Here is a 23,537-nt window from a genome sequence, read left to right on the forward strand (position 1 = left end):
GCGAAAGCATCTCGACAATGCAGGAGTTGGCATTCGAGATCAGGGATAATAGTGGCGCGGCCCATCTTACCTACCACTTTCTATCCAACCCTTGGGTTAGAGAGGGAGGAGAATTGGGGGTCACGACATACCCGCTGTCATGGCAAATCTTATATACTGAAAAAAATCTTGTTCATTCAGATCCGGTAGTCCGTACTGCACTAACCAGCGCACTTCCTTTTTTGTGGTCAGAAATAAAGATACTTTCTCAGAAAGAGAAACGGGTCATGCAGCTTTTTTCTGAACAGAATATGGGCAAGGATGGAATGTCCATTCCGTTAAGAGGGTTACGTGGTGAAGTGGGTCTTCTGACTATAACAAGTCGCAATATCCATGATTTCGGGCAAGATCGGCGAAGGGTTTATGCGGCAACATTCTCTCAGATTGGTGCATACATGCATGAATGGTTTGCTAATTATGGAGGGCGTCGAGAGGCTCTGGCGCCTCCTCGGTTATCCATTCGCGAACGAGAATGTCTTGCTTACCATGGCGAGGGTTTGATGACGCAGGAAGTGTCTTACAGACTGAATATCTCTGAAGCGACTGTAAGACTTTATCTTGCGACGGCTCGGCATAAACTTTGTGCACAAACGACCTGTGGGGCTGTGGCAAAAGCAATTAAATTCGGGTTGATATAAGTTTAGCCCGTTTATAAATTTCATCAAACGCAGAAGATATGCCAGAAAAAACATTGATAGATTTAATACAGTTATAAATAAACAGCTGGTTTATAACGTTTTTGCTTTCGCGCCCACCGAGACGCAGAACGCCAGATACGTCATATTCCGAACTGACAGACAGCATGCACACCCAACTTGTAATACAGTTGGATGCTAGATATTTCCCCACTTGAAAACCAAGTGATGTGTTTTCTGTATTATCATTATACGGGATAGGCTCGAGGTCGAAATTTGTTATTTTACTACGTCCCTCGTGCAATGCACTGGCATAAAGCAATTGTCCTGTACTAATTGTTCCAATCCCGAGGTCCGGACTTAATTGGATAATGTTGGCTGCCACTGCTCCAGCATCCGGTGGTGAAATTTTACTCACTTCGTGCAAAACAAAAGCTGCCAGCTTAAGTGCAAACTCAGTTCTACGATTACTTTCGTGGTATACCATATCTATAAAATGGCGCCGACCGATCATATCTGTATTTTTGAGTACAGATGCCAAAACATCAATCGATTCAATAATAAAAGGATGAATTATTTCTGTATAAACATCTTTTTCGACATCAATATAGGAATGTAGCAAGGCGCTCATCGATATTCTCTCTACAGAAATATCAAATAAACTTATAATTTTTATACTCTTATATCTTCCCCTCTAAAATGACCTATCAATATCGCTAGATCGGCAAAAGGTTGGAACTGATCTAGAAAGACATAATTTGTTTCCATGCTGTTCTCTCAGACTCTTGTTTCAAGCAGACATTGCTAGAACACATGAAGAATGTCTTAACGGGAGATGTCTGAATGTTCTTATCGCTGTGATTTTTTGGAAGAAAATTTTTCGGAGATAGATATTTAAGAATGTCTTCTACCATTAATATTTTCAATATTATAAATTTAGAATTATTTAAGGCGCGATAAAGTGAATAAAAAATTACTGCTTTCTTCTATTATCGTTTTTTCTGAAATTTCTTTTGTTGCACATGCAGATTCTTCTGTATCTAAAGCCCCAACGGTCTCCCCTACCATCCAGAGTAATTTCGGAGCATGGAAAGCAAGCTGCACTTATGCTCCGGCAACCCGGGCCGCGTCATTGTGTATTGCAGCCCAACAGCTGACGATGCAGCAGGATGGCAAGTCAGTCGCACTGGGTATGGTTATTGTCGCTCGAGCTGCATCAACCAAGGAACCAATTACGACACGTCCATATGAATTGAGTCTTATGGTTCCACTCGGGTTTGACCTGACCAAGCTTCCAACGCTCACGATGGATAATGGTAAGCCTTTGAATTTACCTTATCTGGTCTGCAATGCTTCAGGCTGTCTTGCGACCACGCAAACAACTCTGTCCACCATGGCTGGTCTGAAAACTGCCAAAACAGGTCATATTCGTGTCACTCGTGTTCCTTCACAAGGAGGGGGCAGTGTAACAATAAATTATAGCATGAATCATTTTTCCGATGCTTTAGGTGCTCTCGAGACATGGGCTACGCAGAAAGCCCCTTCCTGAGCCGTCGCATAGTTCGGGCCGCAGCGTATGCGATGGCAGATTCTCACTGGTTTGGTCATCATGACTATGCCAGATCTGGCAATGGGGCAGGTCTCGGGGTTGCCCGGTGGGATTATGCCGGCAGGGCCAGGATCCGCACAGGATCAGTATCAGCGCTTTGAACAGCATCAAGAACAACTGGACGCTTTACCGCCGCCATCGGGTGATATTGATCTTCATAAACCCGCATCTCCAGCGCAGGGCTCCAGGGGATGCGTGACAATTCATAGTATTACTGTGGAAGGAATTTCACGGCTTTCTCAAGCAGATATCGGGCATATGACACAGCCTCATGTGGGTAGTTGCATGACTGTGCGAGATCTTAATAGCCTGATTGACGCACTGAACGCAGCCTATGTCCAGCAAGGATATATTACCTCCCGCGCTTATCTGCCAGAACAGAAGCTTTCCTCCGGACACCTCAGAATAGTCGTCATTGAGGGAAAACTGACAGAGCTCAAGCTGGAAGGGCGCCCAACCCGGCTGGCAATTGCCATGGCCTTTCCTGCTCTACATGGGAAAATCCTCAATCTCCGTGACCTGGAGCAGGGGATAGAAGCTATGAACAGGCTGAGCCACTGGGGGGCCCGCATGCGTATTATCCCCGGCGGGAAAGCAGGCACCTCAACTGTTGTGATCAGCGCGCCAAAGCGCGGTGTGCTGCATGGCCAAGTCTGGTTTGACAATTATGGCCAGAAAATCACGGGACAGGAAACAGGGCATGCCATGCTGACGGCAGAGAACCCCTTGGGACTTCTGGATCTGTGGTCAGTTGAATATGATCACTCACTCGTGGGCCAGGCCGGGCAGCGGGGAACATCCTATCTCTCCGTTAATGGCTCAATCCCTTTTGGTTATTGGACTGTTTTCGGTTCATGGTGGCACTCAGAAGATGAATACCCCCTGCGCGGCCTGAGCGATCTCTATCATCTTTCTGGTGGTCGGCGAGACTGGCGTTTGGGAATTTCACGGGTGCTGCTGCGCAACAGCCTTGGCATTACGTCTTTCCAGGTCAGTTACGAACGAAAATCATTCGGTTCTGAAATCAATCATACCGTGATTGATACTGAAACCGCGCGGCAGTCCTTCGTTAACCTGCAAGTCAGTGAATCTCTCAAAGGATGGGGCGGGGTCTGGTACATCACAGGCGGTCTCAAGGTTGCCGTAGCCGGGGCCGGGACGTGGTCCAACATTGCTCATCCTGGCTTGCAGGAGCCCCATTCGTCTTATCTTAAGCCTTCACTGGATATAGATGGGTATAAACCTCTTATGCCCAACGTGTTATGGCATACATCGTTACATGCTGAATACAGCACCCGAGACCAGTTTCCGACCAACGAGTTACAGGTGGGCGGGCCTTATTCAGTTCGGGGTTTCCTGGAACAGGTCCTGCTGGGTAACGATGGCGGCTATATGCGCAATGATTTTTCATGGCAGCTTCCATCGTTGGACCAGAAATGTGGGAAGTTCGCTTTTCTCTGTCACCATGTCATCGAAGGCACGCAGCTTTATGCTGCTCTGGACGTCGGTGTCGTGCGGGCGGGGTTTACTTCTTCGTCCATGCCTCCGGCACTTAAAGGCGGAGAAATGGCAGGGGGAGGCCTCGGCCTCAGGAAGACCACTGGTCCATTTTTCTGGAACGTCTCCCTTACACATTCGATCTATACCGGCCCTCTCCCTTCTGAAGGTTTGGTTACGCTGTTTCAGGTGGGAGCGAAGATGTAATGAATACGGCCTATAGGCATACTGTTCTCGAAATGCTCCCCAACACAACATTGATGCAGCGTTGTCTGCGTGTTCTGGTCGCAACCTGCCTGCTTTTTACGTCAACCATTTCAGTCGCATCAGCTCAGCAGGCAGAACCGCAGATCGTAATTGATCCGCATGCAGCAGGACCTGAGCCGACGTTGGATAAAACCCAGAATGGGATCGATCAGGTCAACATCGCCACTCCGAATACTGCTGGTGTGTCGCATAATGACTTTCTGGAATACGGGGTACCTGAACGTGGTGTCATTCTGAATAATGCTACGTCAGCGACAGAGACGAAGATCGGTGGCGCAGTTTACGGCAATAGTAATCTTAATGGCCATTCGGCGAACCTCATTCTGAATGAGGTGACGGGTTCCCTTCCAACTCTGATGCTGGGTTATACGGAAGTAGCCGGGCATCAAGCCTCGGTCGTTGTTGCTAATCCAAACGGAATTACCTGTTCAGGCTGTGGTTTCATCAATACGGCACGTGTCACCCTTGCGACAGGCAAGCCGGAGATGGATGCGAGTGGTGCACTCAAGGATATAGCTGTTCGGGGAGGTAACATCACTTTTTCAGGGCCGGGTGGGGATTTCACCACGGTGCCAGTGCTGGATGTCCTTTCGCGATCCGTGACGCTGAAGGCACAGGTGAATGCTCAGACAGCCAATATTGTAGCTGGACGTAACCGGGTTGATTATGGCACCAACGTTGCCCACACACTAGCTTCCGATGGGACAGCTACTCCCGAATTTGCCATTGATACGGCCGCCTTGGGTGGACTCTATGCAAACCGTATCTACATGGTGGTTAACGAAGCTGGGGCAGGTGTAAGGGTCGACGGCGCCATGGCCGCCAATGCCGGAGACATGACCCTCACCGATACAGGTGATCTGGTACTGAATGGTAATCTGGCTGCCAGCGATACTATTCAGGCTCAGGCCAGTGGTCAGATCACTAATGCCGGCAGCCTGCAGTCGGGTACCAGTCTGCAACTTGAGGCGGCCAATGCACTGGCTAATAGTGGCAGCATCAGTGCGGGCATAGCACTAACCGCACAAGCGGAAACAATCGGTAATAGTGGGACGATTTCAGCGGGAGGCGGTATGCTGTCTCTTGCAGCACAGGGCCTCCTGACCAATAGCGGTGGTATTGGCGCATCGAATGGTAGTCTGTCTGCCAGGGCAGCGTCTATCGCAAATACCGGAACAATCGCATCAAAGGCAGACCTGACACTGAACAGTGCCAGTTCTCTCTCAAATGTTGGCGGGAAGATATCGAATACGGCAGGCCTGGCTTCAATTGAAGCGGTTGACGCGCTGGATAACACTGGGGGGACGGTCCTCAACCAATCTGGCAACATGATATTATCGGCGCAGGATGTCACCAATAATGAGGGTGTCATTCAGGCTGGTGGTAATCTAACGGCAGCATTGGGCAGCTACAGCTCTAATGCTCACTCTTTCTTCACAGCAGAACAGGCACTGGCTGTCACAATGTCTGGCAATCTGGACAATGAAGGCACCCTTGGCGGAAGCACAGATGTCCTTGTAACAGCCGACAACCTCACGAATGCGGCGTCTGGTCTTCTGCTTGCGACAGGTGGTTCTCTCAGTCTGAACGTGGGTGATCGTCAAAGACAGGCAGCAAATGACAGTTTTCTGTTTGATGGCGTATCCGGCAATACAGTTGCCGGGACAGTAAGCAATACAGGTATACTTTATAGTGCCGGTGGAATGAGCCTGACGAGTACGGGGGCCTTTTCCAACGATAACGGTACGATCAGGGCCGGGACCGATCTAAGGGTTGCCTCGACAGCGTTGAGCAACACATTCGGGAAGCTTCTGGCAGGGCACGATCTCGGGATTAATAATAGCATTACCTCAGCACCGCTTTCTATTCTCGATAACCACAACGGCCTGATGCAGGCAGGAAATAACCTGGATGTTGAGACAACGAGCCTAGCCAACACGGCGGGAACTCTTCTTGGCATTAGCGGCGATGTGACTCTTGCAGCTAGAAGCTCCGGCGCAATGATGACAGCGCTCGATAATACATCTGGGGGTATCATTCAGGCTGGTGGAACTGTTTCAGTAGCTGCTTCCACTATCAGCAATGACGCTGGCAGCGTTCTGGCGCTGAACGGCGATATTGCGCTGAACGCGGTGAGTGCGCCCTCTTCCGCACTGTCCTTCTCTAATGTGGGAGGAGCAGTAAAAGCGGCAGGAAACCTGATCCTGGTGACGGGGAACTGGCGTGATGATGCCAATGGCGTCATGAGTTCGGGGAAAGATCTTTCTGTACAGGCCTCTGAAGACCTGAGGACCGAGGGCGTTCTGGTAGGAGGGCAGGGCCTGTACCTTGATGCAACAGGTCTGACGAATGCTGCAAGCGGGCTGATCGCGACCGAGAATGGCACGCTGGACCTTGTCCTGAATGGAACAGGCACAGGAGAGGGGCTTTCCAACTCTGGCCGGATCGAAACAGCGGGCACCGGAGCTCTCCTTAATGTCACGACACAGGGGAACATTACCAATAGTGGAACACTTGTTTCTCAGGGTGATGTTGCACTTGCAGCGCAAGATCTTAGCAATAGCGGTCAGGTTGGCTCGTTAACCGGGCAGGCTAACCTGACCGCCGCGTCTCTCCTCAATATAGGCAGATTGGTAGCGGCCCAACAGGTCAATGCAACTCTGACTGGTTCTGCCGTGAACACGGGGCTGATTTACGGCACGCAGGGCATAAACCTGAAGAGTGGGGAGCAGATTGATAATACGAATGGTCGTATCGGGGCCAATGGCACCATTGCGGTATCAGGGGCCAGCCTGACCAACACGAGTGGGGACATTATTACCGGGGTCGGAGCTCTGCTGGTGTCAGCGGCAGGCGGCGTGAGTAATGAAGAAGGGGTTATTCAGGCAGCAGGTGATGTTACGCTGACTGCCGCCTCGCTTGATAATGAGAACGCAGGGAAAATCATCAGTAATGCTGGCACCCTGAATATCCAGAACATAGGTGGTCAGGCAATGACGCTGATCGCCAATAACAACGGCGCACTGCAGGCAGAGAACAATATTGTTCTCGTGGCCAATAATCTCAATAACGGATCCGGTGCATTAATTAATGCAGTAAGCGGTGGCCTGACTATCTCCGCAGGAGGCCCGACTGCAACTGCCAAAATCAATAATGCCAAAGGCACTTTGCAGTCATTGAATGATCTGGGCCTGACGGTGGCTGGCCTGGACAATGACGGTGGCAGTATCATCGAACGCTCAGGAACACGAACGCTTTTACTGACAAATGGAAGTGGGAGTGCGGTTAATGATTTTAGCGACGCTGGTGGTATTTTGCAGGCTGCAGGTGACCTGAAAATTGATACCACTTCCCTTGATGGGGCATCCAGACTGGTTGCGGGACGCAATCTTGACGTCACTGTCAGCAGCGATCTGAGCAGTGATACTCTGTTCCAGTCTGGCGGTGATGCCCGTCTGACAGTCGCCGGGAATTATACAGCCGCTTCCGGTGGCGGGCTATCCGCTGGAGGTAATGCCAGCATTCTTGCCTCGGCAGTGACAAATAATGGCGCATTGATGGCTAATGGTGGCGTTCTCGATGTAGCATCGGGCAGTGCGATCTTTAACACAGGCCTGATTGATGGTGCTGCTGGTGTTACGCTGGAGCTGCCTGGAACATTGACTAACCAGTTGGGAGCCATTCTTTCCCAGAATGGATCAATCGGGATCGGTGCAAACAATAATGGTCCAGCAAGCGCCGTTATCAACCGCTCTGGTGAGATTGCTGCCGATAGTGCCGATGGTGACGTTCGGATTAATGCTGGCTCTGTCACCAATGATGTGTTGAGCGGGGTCTCTGTCGCCAACAACAAGGTTTTATGGAGCCAGAGCTACGGCGGAAGCAGCAATGTCAATATCATCGTCCCTCTGGGACTGTTGAACACAACGACTGGACTACAGGGAACAGGCCAGCTTGTCGGTCATGCCAACGGCGGTACAATCTATGTGGAAGAAGATGGGGGGCTCGCCACCCTCAATAATGCTGCTTCCCTGATTTCGGCTGGACGGGACATTGATATCACGACCACAGGCGGGATCGTCAACGATGCCAGCCATATCTCTGCGGGGCGAGATATTAACCTGAGAGGCGGTAGTCTCAATAATGTTGGCTATGTAGTTCAGCATGTTTTTTATGTTACCTGCAGGAATTTCTGGGGGTGTTCCTGGAGTAGCCAGTCTGACCCCGCATTTACTGGTGGGGCAACTGCCGCAAAACGGCACAAAAAGAAATTTGGTCCGATCACGACCGGTCATTACTATACAGCCGCTCCTCAGCCCAAGGAACAATGGGGTTCGACAGAAACCTATTATGGCCCGACAGGGACTATTGTTGCCAAAGACAATATCGTTGGTGACTTCACAGGAGCGATCAATAACCAGACAAAAATCGTTAACGCCAGTCCGAGTGAATATACGACCTACACGGGTGAAGCCCCCGGCGGTCTTTCGCCGGTTGCCTCCACGTCAGGCGCAAACAACGTTGCAACGAATACAACATTGGAAGGAGCGGGTACGGAAGCTCTTGCAACGGCCACTGGCGTTCTGGCTTATCAGGGAGTAGAGACGGCTCAGGTGAAGGCATCCTCTTCCGCGCAGGAAGCGAGCATGACGCTGCCGGGTTTTGCTGGCAGTAGTGACCCGACCGTTCCCAATGTCATTGCATCTATTCCCGGTGGCAGTGCGCTATTTATTCCTGATCCCAATCCTGCCGCACATTATCTGATTGAGACCAACCCGAATTATGCGGCTCTCTCGGGACTTTATGGTTCGCAGTATCTGCTGAACCGTCTGGGTAATAATACGGCAGATTATCAGTTTTTGGGTGATGCGAATTTTGATACCGAATTCATCCAGCAGCAGATTGTCGCGGCTACGGGGCAAACTTTCCTGGGAAGCAGTTACGAGACAAGCAATCAGCAGATGGCTCTTCTGCTCGATAATGCAGCCTCAGAGTCCAATACGCTTGGTCTGACATTCGGAACGGCGCTGACAACTGCGCAGCAGGCGGCGCTAACGCAGAATATTGTCTGGTATGTGCCCGAGACTGTGAATGGGAAGACCGTTCTCACTCCCAGGCTCTATCTTGCCCCCGGGCAGGCAACGCTTTCTGACGGAGCGGAAATTACTGCAGCCAATGTGACCCTGACCGGTTCAGATATCAATAATACCGGAACGCTGAACGCGACTACAGCACTTGCAGCGACCGCGAACAGTGGCGATATCGTCAATGCAGGTGGGTCCATTTCCGGCGGGAGTGTGACGCTCGCTGCGCTGAACGGCTCCGTGATCAATGAAGACCAGTTGAATACGTTCATGGTGAATGGTGGCTCAGCACAGTCCATTGGTGCGCAGGGCAACATTTCATCAGGTGGAAATGCGCAGATATCTGCGGCGCAGCGCATTACTTTTAATGGTGGTTCACTGAATGCTCTGGGTAACGCTTCTCTGGTAGCTGGTCAGGGAATTACGCTTAATTCGGTTGCGGCACAGGCGTCTGAGGATATCGAAGGGCATGACTACAGCCATCGGGCTAGCCAGACGGAGAACTTTGGCTCTTCCGTCACCGCCGGGGGCAACCTGACGGCCGCAGCTCTTGGTGGTGATCTCACGCTTGCAGGTGCAAATGTGTCAGCAGGGAAGTCTGCAACCCTGTTGGCAACGGGCAATGTGGCCCTCAATGCGGTAACAGACAGCCAATCGTCTTATACGCATACAGTTGAACATGGATTCCTGAACAAGACTTCTACAACCCGGAGCGAGAGCTCAACCGATCAGGTCGGGAGTACTGTAGCAGCAAATGATAATGTCACTGTGGTTTCAGGCAAAGATCTGTCGATAACAGGGACTATCGCAGGCGGGGGGGATGTCGCTCTTCAGGCCGGTAGCAAATTTACTGAAAATGCACTTCAGAATACTGTCAGCGCGTTTTACGAAAAGAAATCGTCTGGACTGTTCCTTGGAACCAGTGGAGCAGAAGCCAAGATCGGGTTTGGCAAAACCAAAGATACGGATACTTATTCTCAAACGACATGGAGCCCCAGTGAGATTGCATCAACTGGCGGCAATCTGAGTATCACAGCGAATGGCGCAGTCACGATTAACGCGTCTGATCTGGGTGCCGCGAAAGAAGCAGTCATTACCGGGTCTTCGGTCGCATTCAATGCCCTGAATGACGTAACAACCCAGACCCAGACTCATAAGTCGATGTTTATCGGGAACACGACTGGTCTCGATCCGAACTCTATTGTCGGTCAGATGGTGGACATGGCGCTTGCCGCGTCTCAGGCATCTGGGAAAGATAGCGGCAAGCTGGCGGCCGCAGATGGCGCACAGGCCGCCATGACCGGTGTAATGACAGGCATTCAGGCCAGTACCGCAGGAAGCATATCGCAAGTTACATCCCTGTCGAACTTATTCAAAAAAGGTGATACCCCCGACGGCAACATTGATCTGATTGCAGTCAGGTCAAATGTCGGATTTGACCTTGAAAAATCGAAAACAACGCTGACGACCAGCAAAGTCGAGGGTTCATCGGCGGAAGCCGGGAATACCCTGTCCGTGACGGCTACGGGAGGCACACCAACGGACGCTCAATCAGGCGACATTATTGCGACAGCTTCGAAGCTGTCCGGACAGAATGTGATTTTGACCGCTCCTGGGAATGTAACGCTTCAGGCGGGGTATGACACGACGCATGAGGTTGCGAACTCCAAGTCGCTTTCTGCCAGTGTTGGAGCTTCCGCTAGTATTGGTACACAAGGAGCTGGTGTCAGCGTTGAGGGACAGTTCGGTTTTTCCAAAACCAAGACCAACGCATCATCCAGCACAGCAGTAGATACGACCGTTGTTGGCACTGATAACGTCACTATTGCCAATGCTGCGGGCACGACAACACTGGACGGAGCTGAGGTCAACGGGAACTCTATTGATGTTGCAGCTAAAGATCTGACGATCACTACAGCGCAGGATACGTCTCGCTACAACTCCAAAACCACTGGTGTGAATGCAAGCTTTTCTGTTCCCGTGTGGGGAGCAGGAGATATAGGCGGGAGTGCGAGTTTCAGCCACAGCAAGACGACAGACAGTTACGCGTCAACGGAAGCGACCCAGTCCGGGTTTTATGCGGGTGCAGGAGGCCTGACTGTTTCTGTGGCGGATACGACGACGCTGAACGGGAGCGTTATCGAAAGCACGGCCGATGCGGCACTGAACCATGTGACAACCGGTTTGCTGATCGCCAACGACATTGCCAATTATGCCGATGCAAGTGCGAAGACGATGGGGTATCAGGCCAATGTCATGAATCCCGGTGGTGCAACGGGTGGTGGCACAGGCGGCATGCTGACGGCGATTGGTACGGGTATGGCGTCCAACGCGGGAGGTCTTCTGGGCGCTGCGGTGCATCAGGATGCCAGTTCTGTAACCCAGTCAGCAATCGGGGCAAACGTGGTGGTCACGGCGGGGAGTGTAAGCGGCACACTCTCGCGTGACCCTTCGAGTGCCAATCATCCGCTGACGAACAGCTTTGATGCGCAGAAGATGCAGAACGACCTGCAGATCCAGCAGGTCGGATCACAGGTCGTAGGTGAAGTCGGCGGGGTTATTTCCGATGCGCTGGATCATGCCGGGATTTCCGGTTTTGGTACAACAGATGTCGGTAATGCCTGGGGGCGCATCGGGTTAGAAACCGCAGGGAGCGCTCTGGTCGCCGGGCTGTCTGGTGGGAATATCGGAGCAACGGCTGCCGGTACGGCAGCGGGAGATGCGGCTGCGATAGCAACGCGTGAGTGGGCAGGCTCAGTCGCACAAGCCATCACGACTGATGGAAATGCCCAGCGTGTGATTGAGAACATGCTGAGTAATGCAATAGGGGCCAGCGCTGGAGCTGCGGGGGGAGCCGCTGCGGGTGGTTCTGGGCACACCATGCTCAATGCATTGGCGGGTGCTGGTTACGCGTCAGCCATACAGCAGTTCAATCAGGCAAACGAAAATGATGAAAAAGAAGCGAATAAGGGGCCTCGTAATACGAGAGAGGCTCTGGACTGGGTGTTAGGCCCCAGTTCAAGAGACGTCACGGAAGAATTCAGAGAACAGACTTACGATACTGATGCACATGAACTGGCAAGACTGGATCCATCTAACCCCGAACTACAAACATTAACAGATCCCAATCAGCCGCGGGTTATTAGTGACAATGACGTTTCAAGGATGGAGAATGCACTTTTAGAGGCTCGTGAAGTCAACCGACTGTTGACGACACCAGAGGGAAGAAAGGAACTTTTCGAAAAGGCACCAGTCGGAACGGAAAATCTGCGAGATGTCGCAAAAAATCTCGTAAAAAGCGAGAGGGCTACTGATGTAGGTGCAAAAGCAGCAGGAAATGCTACTTCTCACGCGGCTGGTGATATTCGCTTCTCACAGAATACAGTGTCGTTCAATAAGACGGATCGAGGTAATGGCGCTAAATATACCTACGGCGACCTAGTTCAAAGTATGCGAACCAGTGGTTGGAAAGGTGACCCTGTCGATGTAGTGAAAATGCCCGATGGAAAGTTGACGAGTATGGATAACACCCGTATTGCAGCAGCTAGAGAGGCCGAAATTGACGTGAAAGCAACTGTGCGAGGTTTTGACGATCCTTTAACTCCGGCTGTTCAGGAGACCAGAGGTTGGCAACAGTACAGTACTTGGGGTGAGGCCATCATGGGGCGTATAAATAAGCAAAGTGGTGGATTTGCTAGTAGTAACGCTTATGGGGCTTCAGAGGTTCCGCGAATTACAGGGAGCAAGAAGTGAAAGCATATCTGTATGACTCTTCCATCTTACCTGATGGTTTCAAATTGCCACAAGAATATATTGATTTTGCTGTTAGTGGCTGCTCTCGAGATTTGTATCCTTGGAGGGTTCTGGCGGCAGATATGGCTGTCTCTCTGTGTTATTTTGGCTCGATGCTTTTGAAGTTTCCTAATAACCCCTTGGTGCCCTTTGCAATAATTGATGATGAGTCGGGCTTGTATAATGACGGGTGGGTTGTTTTGGCGTGTTTTGATGGGGCGGATTTCTCGGGTAATCCGCCGGTAAGAATATATGACTACTCCAATCCCACAGCGTCGCCTTGGGAGAATAGGTCTTATCAGAGTTTCTCAGATTGGCTTGAGGCGGCCAAGAAGGAGTCGTCAGATTATAGGTCATCGCTATGTTGACTTATGAACCCAGCGTGTACATGTGTGGTTAACCAGACTCCATTCTCTGCCTGAAAAAACTTGAAGCCCTGTTGGTGCATCCGCAGGGCTTCAATTTTTAGTACCACAGGTTTGCCATAGCGTTGCCCGACAGCAGTAGCCGTAGTTATGTCTTGCGACAGGTGTACATGGTGGCGAGCGCCTGCGATCAAGCCTTGCTGGCGGATCGATTCCAAGAAGCGCGTGGCGGTGCCGTGGTAGAGAAACTCTGGCGGCTCTTTCTCTACGTGCTGAAGGCTCACACTGGCAGTTGAGTGGCCCTGTACGGCGCGAATACGCAGGCCATCTTCCGAGAGACTGAAGCGTTTTTTATCGCTGCTGCTGACAACAGCCTGAATCAGGGCAATATCTAAAATTCGCCCATCTTTAGCTGCACCGGCTACCAAGGATTCGACATTTGCCCAGCCCTCGCTGTCTAGCTGCAAGCCGATGGCGTGTGGTTCATGCCTGAGAACATAGCTAAGAAATTTGCTGGTCTCGTTGAGTTTCTTGGTATTCATCCCGCTTAACGCCTCAAAATCATTCATTGATTGACAGCAGTTTACATCATTCTTGCCTCATGTCTGCATCACGTCGGCTGGTGGTACAGGCGGCATGCTGACGGCGATTGGTGCGGGCATGGCGTCCAACGCGGGAGGTCTTCTGGGCGCTGCGGTGCATCAGGATGCCAGTTCTGTAACCCGGTCAGCAATCGGGGCAAACGTGGTGGTCACGGCGGGGAGTGTAAGCGGCACACTCTCGCGTGATCCTTCGAGTGCCAATCATCCGCTGACGAACAGCTTTGATGCACAGAAGATGCAGAACGACCTGCAGATCCAGCAGGTCGGATCCACAGGTCGTGGGCGAAGTCGGCGGGGTTATTTCCGATACGCTGGATCATGCCGGAATTTCCGGTTTTGGTACAACAGATGTCGGCAATTCCTGGGGGCGCATAGGGCTGGAAACCGCAGGAAGCGCTCTGGTCGCCGGGCTGTCTGGTGGGAATATCGGAGCAACGGCTGCCGGTACGGCAGCGGGAGATGCGGCTGCGATAGCAACGCGTGAGTGGGCAGGCTCAGTCGCACAAGCCATCACGAATGATGGGAATGTTCAGCTTGTGATTGAGAACATGCTGAGCAATGCGATTGGGACCGGTGCCGGAGCTGCGGGGGGAGCCGCTGCGGGTGGTTCTGGGCACACCATGCTTAATGCATTGGCTGGCTCTGGCTACGCATCAGCCATACAGCAGTTTAATCAGGCAAACGAAAATGAAAAAACCATTAAGGAGAAAGACTTACCTGAAGGGTGGATTGGCGCATATCCTAATAACCAGAAAGATCAACTTATAACTGTTGTTTATAGCGAAGGTTATAAAAAAGAATACAATTTGGTGCGAGACGGCACTTTTCCGGTTCATGATGACAATGGAAAAGCGATATTCCGTGAAAAAGCAACTGGAGATTATTATGTTTTTGTTGATGGAAAGCTACAGATACCATCGCTCCCACAAAGAATTAAGGGCAGTTACAGCGGTTTACAACAGACAGACGATGCCAGAGAGCAGGTTGACCCAGAAACAGGCAGGGATATTTTAAGACAGGTTGAAAAACAGGCAGCGTTAAATGATTTGCGAAATTCGCATTTATCCTATCTGATCAATCCAAATGGCAGCTTTATAGGCACAAAAGGTACAGGTAATGCCCAGGTAATGCCGGCAAGTAGCGACCCTAATGTTACGGCAGAAGCCTTTGCAAAGCAGGCTTTTGGGAATAAGGTTCCTTTAAAAATCATACCTTTGACAGTTAAGGGACAAACAGGAGCGTGGTACGCAACATTTGCCAATGGGAGTGTTGTAACATATAGACCTGCTGGAGCGGCAGGTATTCGCACACCAAGCGATATGGCAACTGTGGAAGTAAAATCAGATGATATAGATAAAATAAACAACAGCAAAAATTTGAAATTAAAATTTCCAAAGGAGTAGAAAATGGAAATATTAATTCAATACAAAGATTTTTTTGAGCTATGTCAACATGATGTTTATACTCTATTATATTTTTTTGGATATAAAAGAGTTCAGCTTCGGGAAATATATGGAATTGAATATAACAAAATATGGTGCCAAGAAGCGCTGGATTTTGCCTTCAGAGTAATAAAAATAGGTTTTATGGGAATTGATTACCCTGATGATGGTCCAACACCTGAAGAGCTGAATAATATTTTTGAACAGATGTCTCAAAATTCTCCTAGTGAAGCTGAAGGTGGTGCACTCTGGTCATCATATCAGCTGTATTTAACGGAACAAGGGCAGCATTTTTTAGACGCGTGGCAGCGTTCTGGCGATGATAATTTTTATAGTCAGAAACTGATTGATATATTCAATGCCCATAACGTTGGTTTCGATAAACATGCTTTCTATCCTGTAAAATATTAATGACGAAAAGACGGTTCTGCGGGACAGACAGATGGAGGGATCGAAGAACCGTTGATTGGTTTCCCTTTTGCCTGATTTCGGGTTTTTGGTGTGTTGATTGCTGGTTCCTGGACCTGATTTTCACTCTGCATTTTGAGCAGAGAGAGGGTCTCATACCCTGGATTTCTACGCGGCGGCGTTAATCCGCTCCAGAAGGAGAAAGCGACGCATATTATAGATAATATTGGCCAGCCCGACCCTCATGGTGGCTCGCGTTATGCCTACGGTTCGTATGAACAGTCCTGTCTACGATTTCTGATCGGCAAAAACATGCCCGACACGCGACCGGATAACGAACTTTCCTGCATTCGATTTCTGGATATGTCGTGGCATGGGCTTGAGATGCGGCTTTTTCCTGTGAACCTTCGAGACAAAGCCATGCTTTTCCATGAGGTCCTCATTGGCTTTTGAGCGGTAGGCTGTATCTGCCCAGACTGCTGATGCCATATTGGTTTTATCCAACAGACCCTCGCGTAGTCTGGCGCCATCGCTGGCGGCAGCATCCGTCGTCTTCCATTTGCGGATCAGTCAAAACTTTCGGTCGATGGAGACTTGGGATTTGTAGCCAAAGAACGGGATGGCGAGATCCGTTGCGGGCATACTCCCGTCATCCTGACGCTTTGCCTTGGTAAACTTCAGTGTCCATCGCGCATGACGGTCTTTGTGGGACAGCTTTGACGGCTTGTCCTGCCAGTCTTCAGGAATACGCCCAGCCCGGAGATCCGCCTTCTCCGCATTGGTATTGCGCTGTTTGGGAGCCACCACGAGTGTAGCATCCAGGATCTGGCCCGACATCGGCAGATAGCCTGCGTCGCACAGGGTGGCATCGAAGCGATTGAATAGTCTTTCAATCGCCCCAGCCTATGTCAGACGCTCACGAAACAGCCAGACGGTTTTGGCATCCGGCACGCGGTCTGACGCCCCAGACCAAGAAAGCGCATGAAGGAGAGACGGTCGTTGATCAAATACTCCGTCCGCTCATCGGAAAGATTGTTCAGCGTCTAGATCACCAGAATTTTGAACATCAGCACTGGATCAAACGGGAGGACGCCCGCCTTTGCTTCCGTCTGAATACACCAGTGATTTGTTCAGCTCCGGACGGAACACCTCAAAATTCACAGTCCGGGAAAAGGCTTCAAGTTGGTCACCAAGCCCGCTCAGACGCGCCAGCCGCTCCTCAACATCAAAGAAACCCGGCTGTTTCATATCACCAGTCCTCCAGTCATCACACAAGAGAGTGAATCACAGAGAAATATCCAAAACCAGAGGGGTTTGCGAACCCTCCATGTGACTATTGAGAACCGAACAGGCACCACCACACTGGATGGTGCGAAAATATCTGGTGGTTCTGTGGATGTTACGGCGGGAAATCTGAATATTACTTCGGCCCAGAATACGGCCAGCTATCTCAGCACGCAGGAGAGTGCGGGGGTCAGTTTCGCCGTTCCTGTTTATGGCACGGGCGGGGAGATGGGCTTTTCGGTGAATGCAGCATCGGGATTTTTGTATCACACTTGTGCTTCGACGGAAGCAAGTGGCCTGTCAGGCCTGTATGCCGGCGGGAATGGACTTAATGTGACTGTTGCACACAATACGACGCTGAATGCTGGTGTGATGGAAAGTACGGCTGCATCTGGCAATACGGTTACTACAGGTAGCCTGACGGCTCATGGTGAGCAGAACAAATCGGAATATGCCGGAGCATCGGCTAGTATCTCCTATGGAAATCTAGGAAGCGGAGGCAATACAGGGCCAGGTAAAGGAATAGAAGGCACAAAGAGAAAGACTTTTGATGGAAATTTAAACGTAAATGGTGTGGCGTCCGCCCTCATAGACCTGCAGAGCTCAACAAGCCAGTCTGCTATTGGTTCGAATATTGCAGTTCATTCCGGTTCAACATCAGGCACTCTGCTCCATGATCCCGCATCAGCAAATCACGCACTAGACAATGATTTCGAGGCAAACGAAGCAGGAGAAATTCTGTCCTTAACAAATAGTTTCGAAAACTCAGCCAGAGATGCATACCATGAGCCACAAGGGATACAAAAAATGATAACCAATAAAAGTTTAACAGATGAAGAAAGAGCAAAAAATGACGCAAAATAAAAGTGTCAAAAGACTATTCTTTACCTTATCTCCTTTGTTGCTGCTGACAGGCTGCGTGCATCCAACGCCCCCTAAAATACCATTCAATAGTGTTGAAGTCGCATGGGCCCAAAAACCGGGTCGTGCTACCATTAAAGGATGCGTCAGTGGCGGCGAATTTACAAAATATTATACTTACCAAGTACCTGATGGAAACTATGATTCTTACCCAATAGAAAGTTCATATCGTGAAAATCCGTCCAGAAATTTCACAATAGACCTCCTCCCTGAAAGTGACTATATGTGGATCCTCGCACAAAAAATGGAGCAATATTATTTATTAAATAGCTACCATACATTAAATGATTCCCGATGGGTTGAACCTTCGGTTATTCCTTTTATTCCTCATATTTCTTGTCCTGCAGATGGGCCCGATATTTGTACATCGAGAGGACATTTTATTTTCAATAATCTTCCTGCAGGAAATTGGTATATAGTAGCTGGATATAATGCGACAAAAGAAGATAACGCTGTGGCAGTTACCGTGCAAAAAATAACCACTATTGAGGGGCAGACTGTTCCTTATGTGTCATGGGTAGGGGCGCGCAGTATTAAGAAATGTTCCCCATAATCCAGGCTCAGTCCCCATTGATATGTGCGACAGGATGTGATTCAGGCTCCTTGAGGAGATTGAAGATGAATGACCTGTATTGGCTAGCGGAAGAGCAGATGGATTGTCTGCGGTCCTTTTTCCCGAAGAGCCATGGTAAACCTCGCGTTGATGTCCGTCGTGTGTTGAGCGGGATCATCTTCGTGAACAGAAATGGTCTGCGCTGGCGTGATGCCCCCGGGAATACGGCCCAAGCAAGACGCTCTACAACCGCTGGAAGCGTTGGGACAACATTGGCATTTTTGTGCGGATGATGGATGGCCTGTCTGCCGCGAAAACCGAACCTCAGACGATTATGATTGATGCGATGTATCTCAAGATGCACCGCATGGCTTCGAGCCTGCAGCTATAAAAGGGGATTCAGGCCGCCTGATCGGTCACACCAAAGGCGGTATGAATACCAAACTGCATGCGGCCGCCGATCAGAACAGATGACCGCTGAGCTTTTTCATGACTGTGGGGCTGATCAGCGATTATACCGGTGCCGCTGCTTCGCTGGACAGTCTTCCTGCAGCACAACAGGTGCAGGGAGATCGCAGGTATGACACCGACTGGTTCAGGGACACCCTGAAAGAAAAAGATATAAAGCCCTGCATTCCAGGACGCAAATCTCGCGGAAAATCGGTCAAATGCAATAAGAGAAAATATAAACGCCGCAATCGCAGCAAGATCATGTTCTGACGAATCAAGAACTGGCGGTAGGTCGTAACCCGCTACGACAGACGTCCGACTGTCTTCTTTTCAGTCATCTGTCTCGCCGCAACCTTCATCTTCTGGCTATATGCCTTGAGTCTAGCATTTATCCATAATACAAATTAATTTAGTACATCCCAAGGGGGAGAGAACGTCAAATCGAAAATTTTTGCTTTGCTGTAGGTGAAAATTCCAAATATACGCAGGGGCAAATTAATCGCGTAATATATCTTATGACAACAAAATAGGGCGTATTACTTAAACATGCTCGTCGGTTAACAGATAGATGGTTTAGCGTCTTACCTGTTGGGGCCAGTTTGATGCTTGATTTGAAGCATTTTTAGCAATGGTACATTTTGAGTGTGCTCCCTCTTCAGGCTAAGCTAACGATCAGAAAACTACCAAAAAAATATTTAGTTAAAAGTTCTTCGGTTCCCTGCTCTGTAAAGCTGAGATGCTGTTTCAGTTCGGATTGGCCGTGACATTCCACCGAACAGCCCAGGACGGTTGGTGGAACTCACGCAGGAAAGCACGCCGCATCCGCTCATGATCGTGAAAGTCGGTCATGGCAGCAATGGCGTTGATCTTTCAACACGCTTCCCTGCGGCCTCCAGACGCAGTCTTTCCACTGGTCTGGCTGGCTCGACGACTGTAGTATGCCGTTCGATATCCTGAGACACCTGTGCCGTAACCGAACTAAGCGTAATTCCCTGACCAGATACCAGAGAGGCATCACCCAGAGCATTCAATGAACCACCATTAAAAGTGATGTTCTGCGCCACAGATATGCGCCAGCACTTTCAGAACGGTGCGCTGGCACTGACGGGAAAGCCGGGATGTTCAGGCGCGGTAATCCCGTGCCTAGATCTGGAAACATGGCATAGCCTCTCGATTGGTCATTCATGCCTATGTCTGTGGATGAAGGCGAACCTCACTGCTTCAGCGCGGCATTACACGAAGGCCAATTTGTCGTGCGGTAGATCGGCGATGGCGGCTTGCTCATCACTCACAGCTAACAAACTGGATTCAAACAGGGAAACCCTTGCCAGTATTTCTGCAACAAAGCCGGGAAACCTCCAATATCGCAATAAAATTACTGAACTCTTTTGACTTGGCACGTAAAACCCAAGATACGATTTAACTGCTCACTCGGGTTCCAATGGAGCGGACGCAGTTTCCCAACAGAGTTCCACGGCATACCCGCCTGTATCCAAGTCGTGCGCCATTGATCATCGCTGACCCCTTCATCCTCATCAGATATTCCGAATTGAAAACCGCAGGATGGGCATATTTTATATGAGCCACCTGTCTCTTCGCTCCGAGGCAACTCATTCAGAGTTGGATAGTCCACTTCGCTGGTTGCGCCGAAGTCAGCACCGTGCCGTGCAAAGTGATCCGCCAGCGTGCTCGGATTACCCCAACTCTCAGCGGTATCAAGTTCGAGAGCGTCTACACCTTCTGCGGTAGCACCTTCCCCGATACTGGAGGAGACCAGATCTACCGCTTCAGTTCCAATCCCTTCGGCCACTTCTGCCGCAACTGCAGCCGCTTCGTCATAAAAGGGCGCCAAAGCCAGAACGTCCGCCAGTGGGTCCTCTGGCCGGCCCAACAGTAGCATCAATCCCAACGCATCGAGTATTGGCTTATCGTCTAACCACTTCGGCCACCAGAGCATTCCCGACGGGTCCGTTGCCCCTAGGCTCAGGACTCATAGTCAGAACATGACGGTTGCTACGAGGCAGATGGCCGAGAAAATACATTCGGGCATCTGTCATAGCGTGTTGCGACACGCCGCCAGTCCTTGAGACGTCCAAACATAATTTCGATGCGGTTGCGGCGTTTGTATTTCCGCCTGTCGTATCTGATGGGCCTTGCTCGGGATTTCCGTCCTGGAATGCAGGGTTTGATATCCTTCTCTTCCAGGGCATCCCTGAACCAGTCAGCATCATAACCCCGGTCTGCCAGAAGCCGTTCTGCCTTGGGGAGGCTGTTCAGCAAGGCCGGCCGCCATGCCGAAAGCTCTATCAGTTGAGCTCCGAACTCGTGTGCTGGCGGCGGGTGGCGACACGATACGACCGCTGCGCTCATACACTCATGTCAGCAATCCACATCGTAGCGAGCCTCATCTTTTACCTCAAAGAATGAGCCCTGACCCTAGAGCCATCCACTTCTGAATAATTTTTATCTGAGATGACAGCCCCTATCAAGCGATGTCGCAAGAACCTGCCATCTCTTAAGCATTGCTTCTTCACCAATCTTCATCCCCGGCGCTGCAGGCATCCATCTAATCAGACCGTTTAAAGCAGCAGGATGATCAAATGCCTCCCATAGCTCTTCGATAGCTAGCCATGGATCATTGAGGGCATGACGATTTTGATATAACCATGCAACGGCTAACAACATCCATCGTTCTCGTACAGTTTCATCGGGTGCTGTATAACTCTGCAATTGTTGATTGATTAAAACCTTTAAGGTTTTCTCATCACCATTTATCCCAGCAATAGCTAATGAACTTTTTAGATTTTCGTCTTTGACAGCAATACCTTCTGCTAAATCTGCTATTACTCTTACGTCAAGCCAGTGGTTAGACAAGACCCATGCTAAATCCCACCAATTGACTTTAATCTTTTCTTCGATGAATTCTTTTTTAAGTTTCGGAGTAGGTTTGTAATCCAACTATTTTCTCCTTGCGCTATGTCTTGATAGACACACCATTGATCGTACCGTTCGGCACAAATAACTGATGACTTATTGTGGACGTGTCACGGTTTAGTTCCGGACCTTTAAGACCGAAGATGGTCATGAAGGAGACGTGGAATGGGACGAGTTTATAAAGCTGAGTTCAGGCACGAAGCGGTGTGTTTAGCTCTGAGCAGCGGTCTATCGCGTGAGCGTATTGCCCAGGATCTGGGTATTGGGTCTTCGACCTTGAAGAAATGGATCCGTGATACGCAGAAGCACGACACTGTGGTTGCTGACGCAACGGATCATACGGCGCTATTGCGTGAGAATGAAAGATTACGCCGTGAGAATCTTCTGCTGTGGGAGGAGAGGGAGCTCCTAAAAAAGGCGACGCAGTTCTTCGCGAGTCAAAGGTCGTGAGGTTTGCCTTTATCGCTCGGTATCATGGGCCACTTTCACGCGAAAGGGTCTACCGCCTTTTTGGCGTCAGCGACCGGGGTTTCAGGGCCTGGCGACGACGTCCGGTCTGTACCCGCGGAAGACAGGATGATAGTCTGATTGCACATATCCGCGCCATTCACGCGCAGAGCAGACGAAGCTACGGTAGAGGATAGTGACCTCTTTGAATCTGGAACACGTGTTGCAATTTACGGCGGCGGCCAATTAGGGATCACGGAAGACGGTTTGCAACAGGAATATGTGTCCGTCAAAAACAGCCAGGTCTTCGAATTACCTGACACGATCAGTTTGGACGAAGGCGCGGCGCTCCCTATCAATTATGTGACTGCGTATCAGGCCTTAACCCGCGTCGGACGCATTGAATCGGGGCAGACAATCCTGATTTCAGGAGCAGCCGGAGCAGTCGGTCACGCCTTGATCCAGCTTTCGCGAGCTTTGGGGGCGAGGCCTGTTGCAGTCGTTTCCAGTCCCCTGAAGGCAGAAGCTGCCCGTAAGAGTGGAGCGGCGGCAGTTGTAGACCTCTCAACTGAGATTCTGTCAGATGTTGTATCTTCCCTTACGGCTGGTCAGGGAGCTGCTGTTCGCCCAGTCATTGATAGTGCATGGACACTGAAGGAATTTGAGCAAGCTTATAAGCGTCTCGCATCCCGGCAGGCTATGGGAGCTATTCTTCTCAAAGCGTAAAAGTAAAGTTCTCTAGGGGCTTCGAAATCAAATTTATTTTCTCATCAGAATAATTGAAACACGTCGGCTATGTGGAAAGCTAATCAGAGACATGTATGTCTGAGATGAGGCGGAATCTGACGTGGCTTTGGATGCATAAATTCTACGTTTTATGAGGGCAGGGGCGATTTATTTTCAGTAAGAGTTCATGCATGGGCAGAAAAAAGTTCATTAAAACAGAATTTTAATCCCGCTTTGCTCTCAATTTGTGATCGCTGCAAGCTGAGAAGCAATCCAGCCCCCACAACCACTTGCAGTTTTTGAAACCCCGCTAAGTCAACTGCTTAGCGGGGTTTTGCTATGCGCAAATTGAGGCCATCTCCTCGAGAACTGTTTAATTCCAGAGACTTACGGAGGTAGGTTCAAATCGAGGGTATCATACCTCGCAACCACTTGCGATTATCCGCATTGACGTGAGCCGCTGTTACAATCAGGCTCAGAAG

The 23,537-nt window shown here is 50.2% G+C and carries 15 protein-coding genes and 3 pseudogenes; 11 read left to right on the plus strand and 7 right to left on the minus strand.

The genetic code is table 11. The features are described 5' to 3' along the window. Positions 1–17 precede the first annotated feature (17 nt). Positions 18–677 (plus strand): helix-turn-helix transcriptional regulator, encoded by a 660-nt coding sequence (locus ACSYTG_RS05810; RefSeq protein ID WP_165926410.1) that lies wholly within the window; start codon positions 18–20, stop codon positions 675–677. Here ACSYTG_RS05810 and ACSYTG_RS05815 read toward each other — a convergent pair. Further along, positions 658–1,305, minus strand: a complete 648-nt coding sequence (locus ACSYTG_RS05815) for a hypothetical protein (RefSeq protein ID WP_489784243.1) — start codon at positions 1,303–1,305, stop codon at positions 658–660. The genes ACSYTG_RS05810 and ACSYTG_RS05815 overlap by 20 nt on opposite strands. A gap of 330 nt (positions 1,306–1,635) precedes the next feature. Here ACSYTG_RS05815 and ACSYTG_RS05820 point away from each other — a divergent pair, with 330 nt between their 5' ends. The 3 genes from ACSYTG_RS05820 to ACSYTG_RS05830 are packed head-to-tail and all read left to right on the plus strand — an operon-like array spanning position 1,636 to position 12,884. After that, positions 1,636–2,223: an invasion associated locus B family protein gene (locus tag ACSYTG_RS05820; RefSeq protein ID WP_491706448.1), complete on the plus strand. Its 588-nt coding sequence runs from the start codon at positions 1,636–1,638 to the stop codon at positions 2,221–2,223. Positions 2,224–2,283: 60 nt separating this feature from the next. After that, positions 2,284–3,987: a ShlB/FhaC/HecB family hemolysin secretion/activation protein gene (locus ACSYTG_RS05825; protein WP_491706449.1), complete on the plus strand. Its 1,704-nt coding sequence runs from the start codon at positions 2,284–2,286 to the stop codon at positions 3,985–3,987. Then, positions 3,987–12,884: a two-partner secretion domain-containing protein gene (locus ACSYTG_RS05830; RefSeq protein ID WP_491706450.1), complete on the plus strand. Its 8,898-nt coding sequence runs from the start codon at positions 3,987–3,989 to the stop codon at positions 12,882–12,884. Before ACSYTG_RS05825 ends, ACSYTG_RS05830 begins: the two co-directional genes overlap by 1 nt. Positions 12,885–13,269: 385 nt before the next feature. On the opposite strand, the gene ACSYTG_RS05835 is transcribed toward ACSYTG_RS05830, so the two are convergent. Then, positions 13,270–13,857 (minus strand): RNA 2'-phosphotransferase, encoded by a 588-nt coding sequence (locus ACSYTG_RS05835; protein ID WP_415437068.1) that lies wholly within the window; start codon positions 13,855–13,857, stop codon positions 13,270–13,272. Positions 13,858–14,168: 311 nt separating this feature from the next. On the opposite strand from ACSYTG_RS05835, the gene ACSYTG_RS05840 reads away from it, so the two are divergent. Together ACSYTG_RS05840 and ACSYTG_RS05845 are read left to right on the plus strand one after the other, a co-directional pair. Further along, positions 14,169–15,293, plus strand: coding sequence for a hypothetical protein (locus tag ACSYTG_RS05840; RefSeq protein WP_489784203.1), 1,125 nt, complete (start codon positions 14,169–14,171; stop codon positions 15,291–15,293). Between the two features lie 3 nt (positions 15,294–15,296). Further along, positions 15,297–15,743, plus strand: a complete 447-nt coding sequence (locus ACSYTG_RS05845) for a hypothetical protein (protein ID WP_489784202.1) — start codon at positions 15,297–15,299, stop codon at positions 15,741–15,743. Positions 15,744–15,908: 165 nt separating this feature from the next. Here the strand turns inward: ACSYTG_RS05845 and ACSYTG_RS05850 are convergent. Further along, positions 15,909–16,988 (minus strand): annotated as a pseudogene (locus ACSYTG_RS05850) (IS5 family transposase). An 81-nt stretch (positions 16,989–17,069) separates the two neighbouring features. Here ACSYTG_RS05850 and ACSYTG_RS05855 point away from each other — a divergent pair. From ACSYTG_RS05855 to ACSYTG_RS05865, 3 genes and pseudogenes are all read left to right on the plus strand, one after another. Beyond that, positions 17,070–17,888, plus strand: a complete 819-nt coding sequence (locus tag ACSYTG_RS05855) for a hemagglutinin repeat-containing protein (RefSeq protein WP_491706451.1) — start codon at positions 17,070–17,072, stop codon at positions 17,886–17,888. Next, the gene (locus ACSYTG_RS05860; protein WP_489784200.1) at positions 17,857–18,498 is read left to right on the plus strand and encodes a hypothetical protein; all 642 of its coding nucleotides are present in this window, start codon (positions 17,857–17,859) and stop codon (positions 18,496–18,498) included. The genes ACSYTG_RS05855 and ACSYTG_RS05860 overlap by 32 nt, the downstream gene beginning before the upstream one ends. Before the next feature lie 65 nt (positions 18,499–18,563). After that, positions 18,564–19,356: pseudogene (locus tag ACSYTG_RS05865) on the plus strand (IS5 family transposase). Between the two features lie 437 nt (positions 19,357–19,793). On the opposite strand, the gene ACSYTG_RS05870 reads toward ACSYTG_RS05865, so the two are convergent. The 4 genes and pseudogenes from ACSYTG_RS05870 to ACSYTG_RS05885 all read right to left on the minus strand — a co-directional run bounded on the left by ACSYTG_RS05870 (position 19,794) and on the right by ACSYTG_RS05885 (position 21,906). After that, positions 19,794–20,012, minus strand: a complete 219-nt coding sequence (locus tag ACSYTG_RS05870) for a hypothetical protein (protein WP_489784199.1) — start codon at positions 20,010–20,012, stop codon at positions 19,794–19,796. Positions 20,013–20,323: 311 nt separating this feature from the next. Next, positions 20,324–20,905, minus strand: a complete 582-nt coding sequence (locus ACSYTG_RS05875) for a hypothetical protein (RefSeq protein ID WP_489784198.1) — start codon at positions 20,903–20,905, stop codon at positions 20,324–20,326. 39 nt (positions 20,906–20,944) lie between these two features. Beyond that, a pseudogene (locus ACSYTG_RS05880) lies at positions 20,945–21,231 on the minus strand (transposase); the annotation flags it as partial. 180 nt (positions 21,232–21,411) lie between these two features. After that, entirely contained in the window at positions 21,412–21,906 is a 495-nt protein-coding gene (locus tag ACSYTG_RS05885; RefSeq protein ID WP_489784197.1) for a DUF2247 family protein, read from the minus strand. 141 nt (positions 21,907–22,047) lie between these two features. On the opposite strand from ACSYTG_RS05885, the gene ACSYTG_RS05890 reads away from it, so the two are divergent. Together ACSYTG_RS05890 and ACSYTG_RS05895 are read left to right on the plus strand one after the other, a co-directional pair. Further along, on the plus strand, positions 22,048–22,332 hold the full coding sequence (locus tag ACSYTG_RS05890; protein ID WP_489784196.1) for a transposase: 285 nt from the start codon (positions 22,048–22,050) through the stop codon (positions 22,330–22,332). Between the two features lie 138 nt (positions 22,333–22,470). After that, positions 22,471–23,055: a quinone oxidoreductase family protein gene (locus tag ACSYTG_RS05895; protein ID WP_489784195.1), complete on the plus strand. Its 585-nt coding sequence runs from the start codon at positions 22,471–22,473 to the stop codon at positions 23,053–23,055. The last annotated feature ends 482 nt before the right edge of the window (positions 23,056–23,537 follow it).

Source organism: Acetobacter sp. ESL1128, assembly GCF_058505085.1.

What these genes read in the sequence shown, in the direction of transcription:
- ACSYTG_RS05810 (WP_165926410.1), top strand. Translation starts at nt 18, where the DNA reads ATGCAGGAGTTGGCATTCGAGATCAGGGATAATAGTGGCGCGGCCCAT.
- ACSYTG_RS05890 (WP_489784196.1), top strand. Translation starts at nt 22,048, where the DNA reads ATGGGACGAGTTTATAAAGCTGAGTTCAGGCACGAAGCGGTGTGTTTA.
- ACSYTG_RS05835 (WP_415437068.1), bottom strand. Translation starts at nt 13,857, where the DNA reads ATGAATGATTTTGAGGCGTTAAGCGGGATGAATACCAAGAAACTCAAC.
- ACSYTG_RS05825 (WP_491706449.1), top strand. Translation starts at nt 2,284, where the DNA reads ATGACTATGCCAGATCTGGCAATGGGGCAGGTCTCGGGGTTGCCCGGT.
- ACSYTG_RS05815 (WP_489784243.1), bottom strand. Translation starts at nt 1,305, where the DNA reads ATGAGCGCCTTGCTACATTCCTATATTGATGTCGAAAAAGATGTTTAT.
- ACSYTG_RS05875 (WP_489784198.1), bottom strand. Translation starts at nt 20,905, where the DNA reads ATGCTCTGGTGGCCGAAGTGGTTAGACGATAAGCCAATACTCGATGCG.
- ACSYTG_RS05830 (WP_491706450.1), top strand. Translation starts at nt 3,987, where the DNA reads ATGAATACGGCCTATAGGCATACTGTTCTCGAAATGCTCCCCAACACA.
- ACSYTG_RS05845 (WP_489784202.1), top strand. Translation starts at nt 15,297, where the DNA reads ATGGAAATATTAATTCAATACAAAGATTTTTTTGAGCTATGTCAACAT.
- ACSYTG_RS05860 (WP_489784200.1), top strand. Translation starts at nt 17,857, where the DNA reads ATGAAGAAAGAGCAAAAAATGACGCAAAATAAAAGTGTCAAAAGACTA.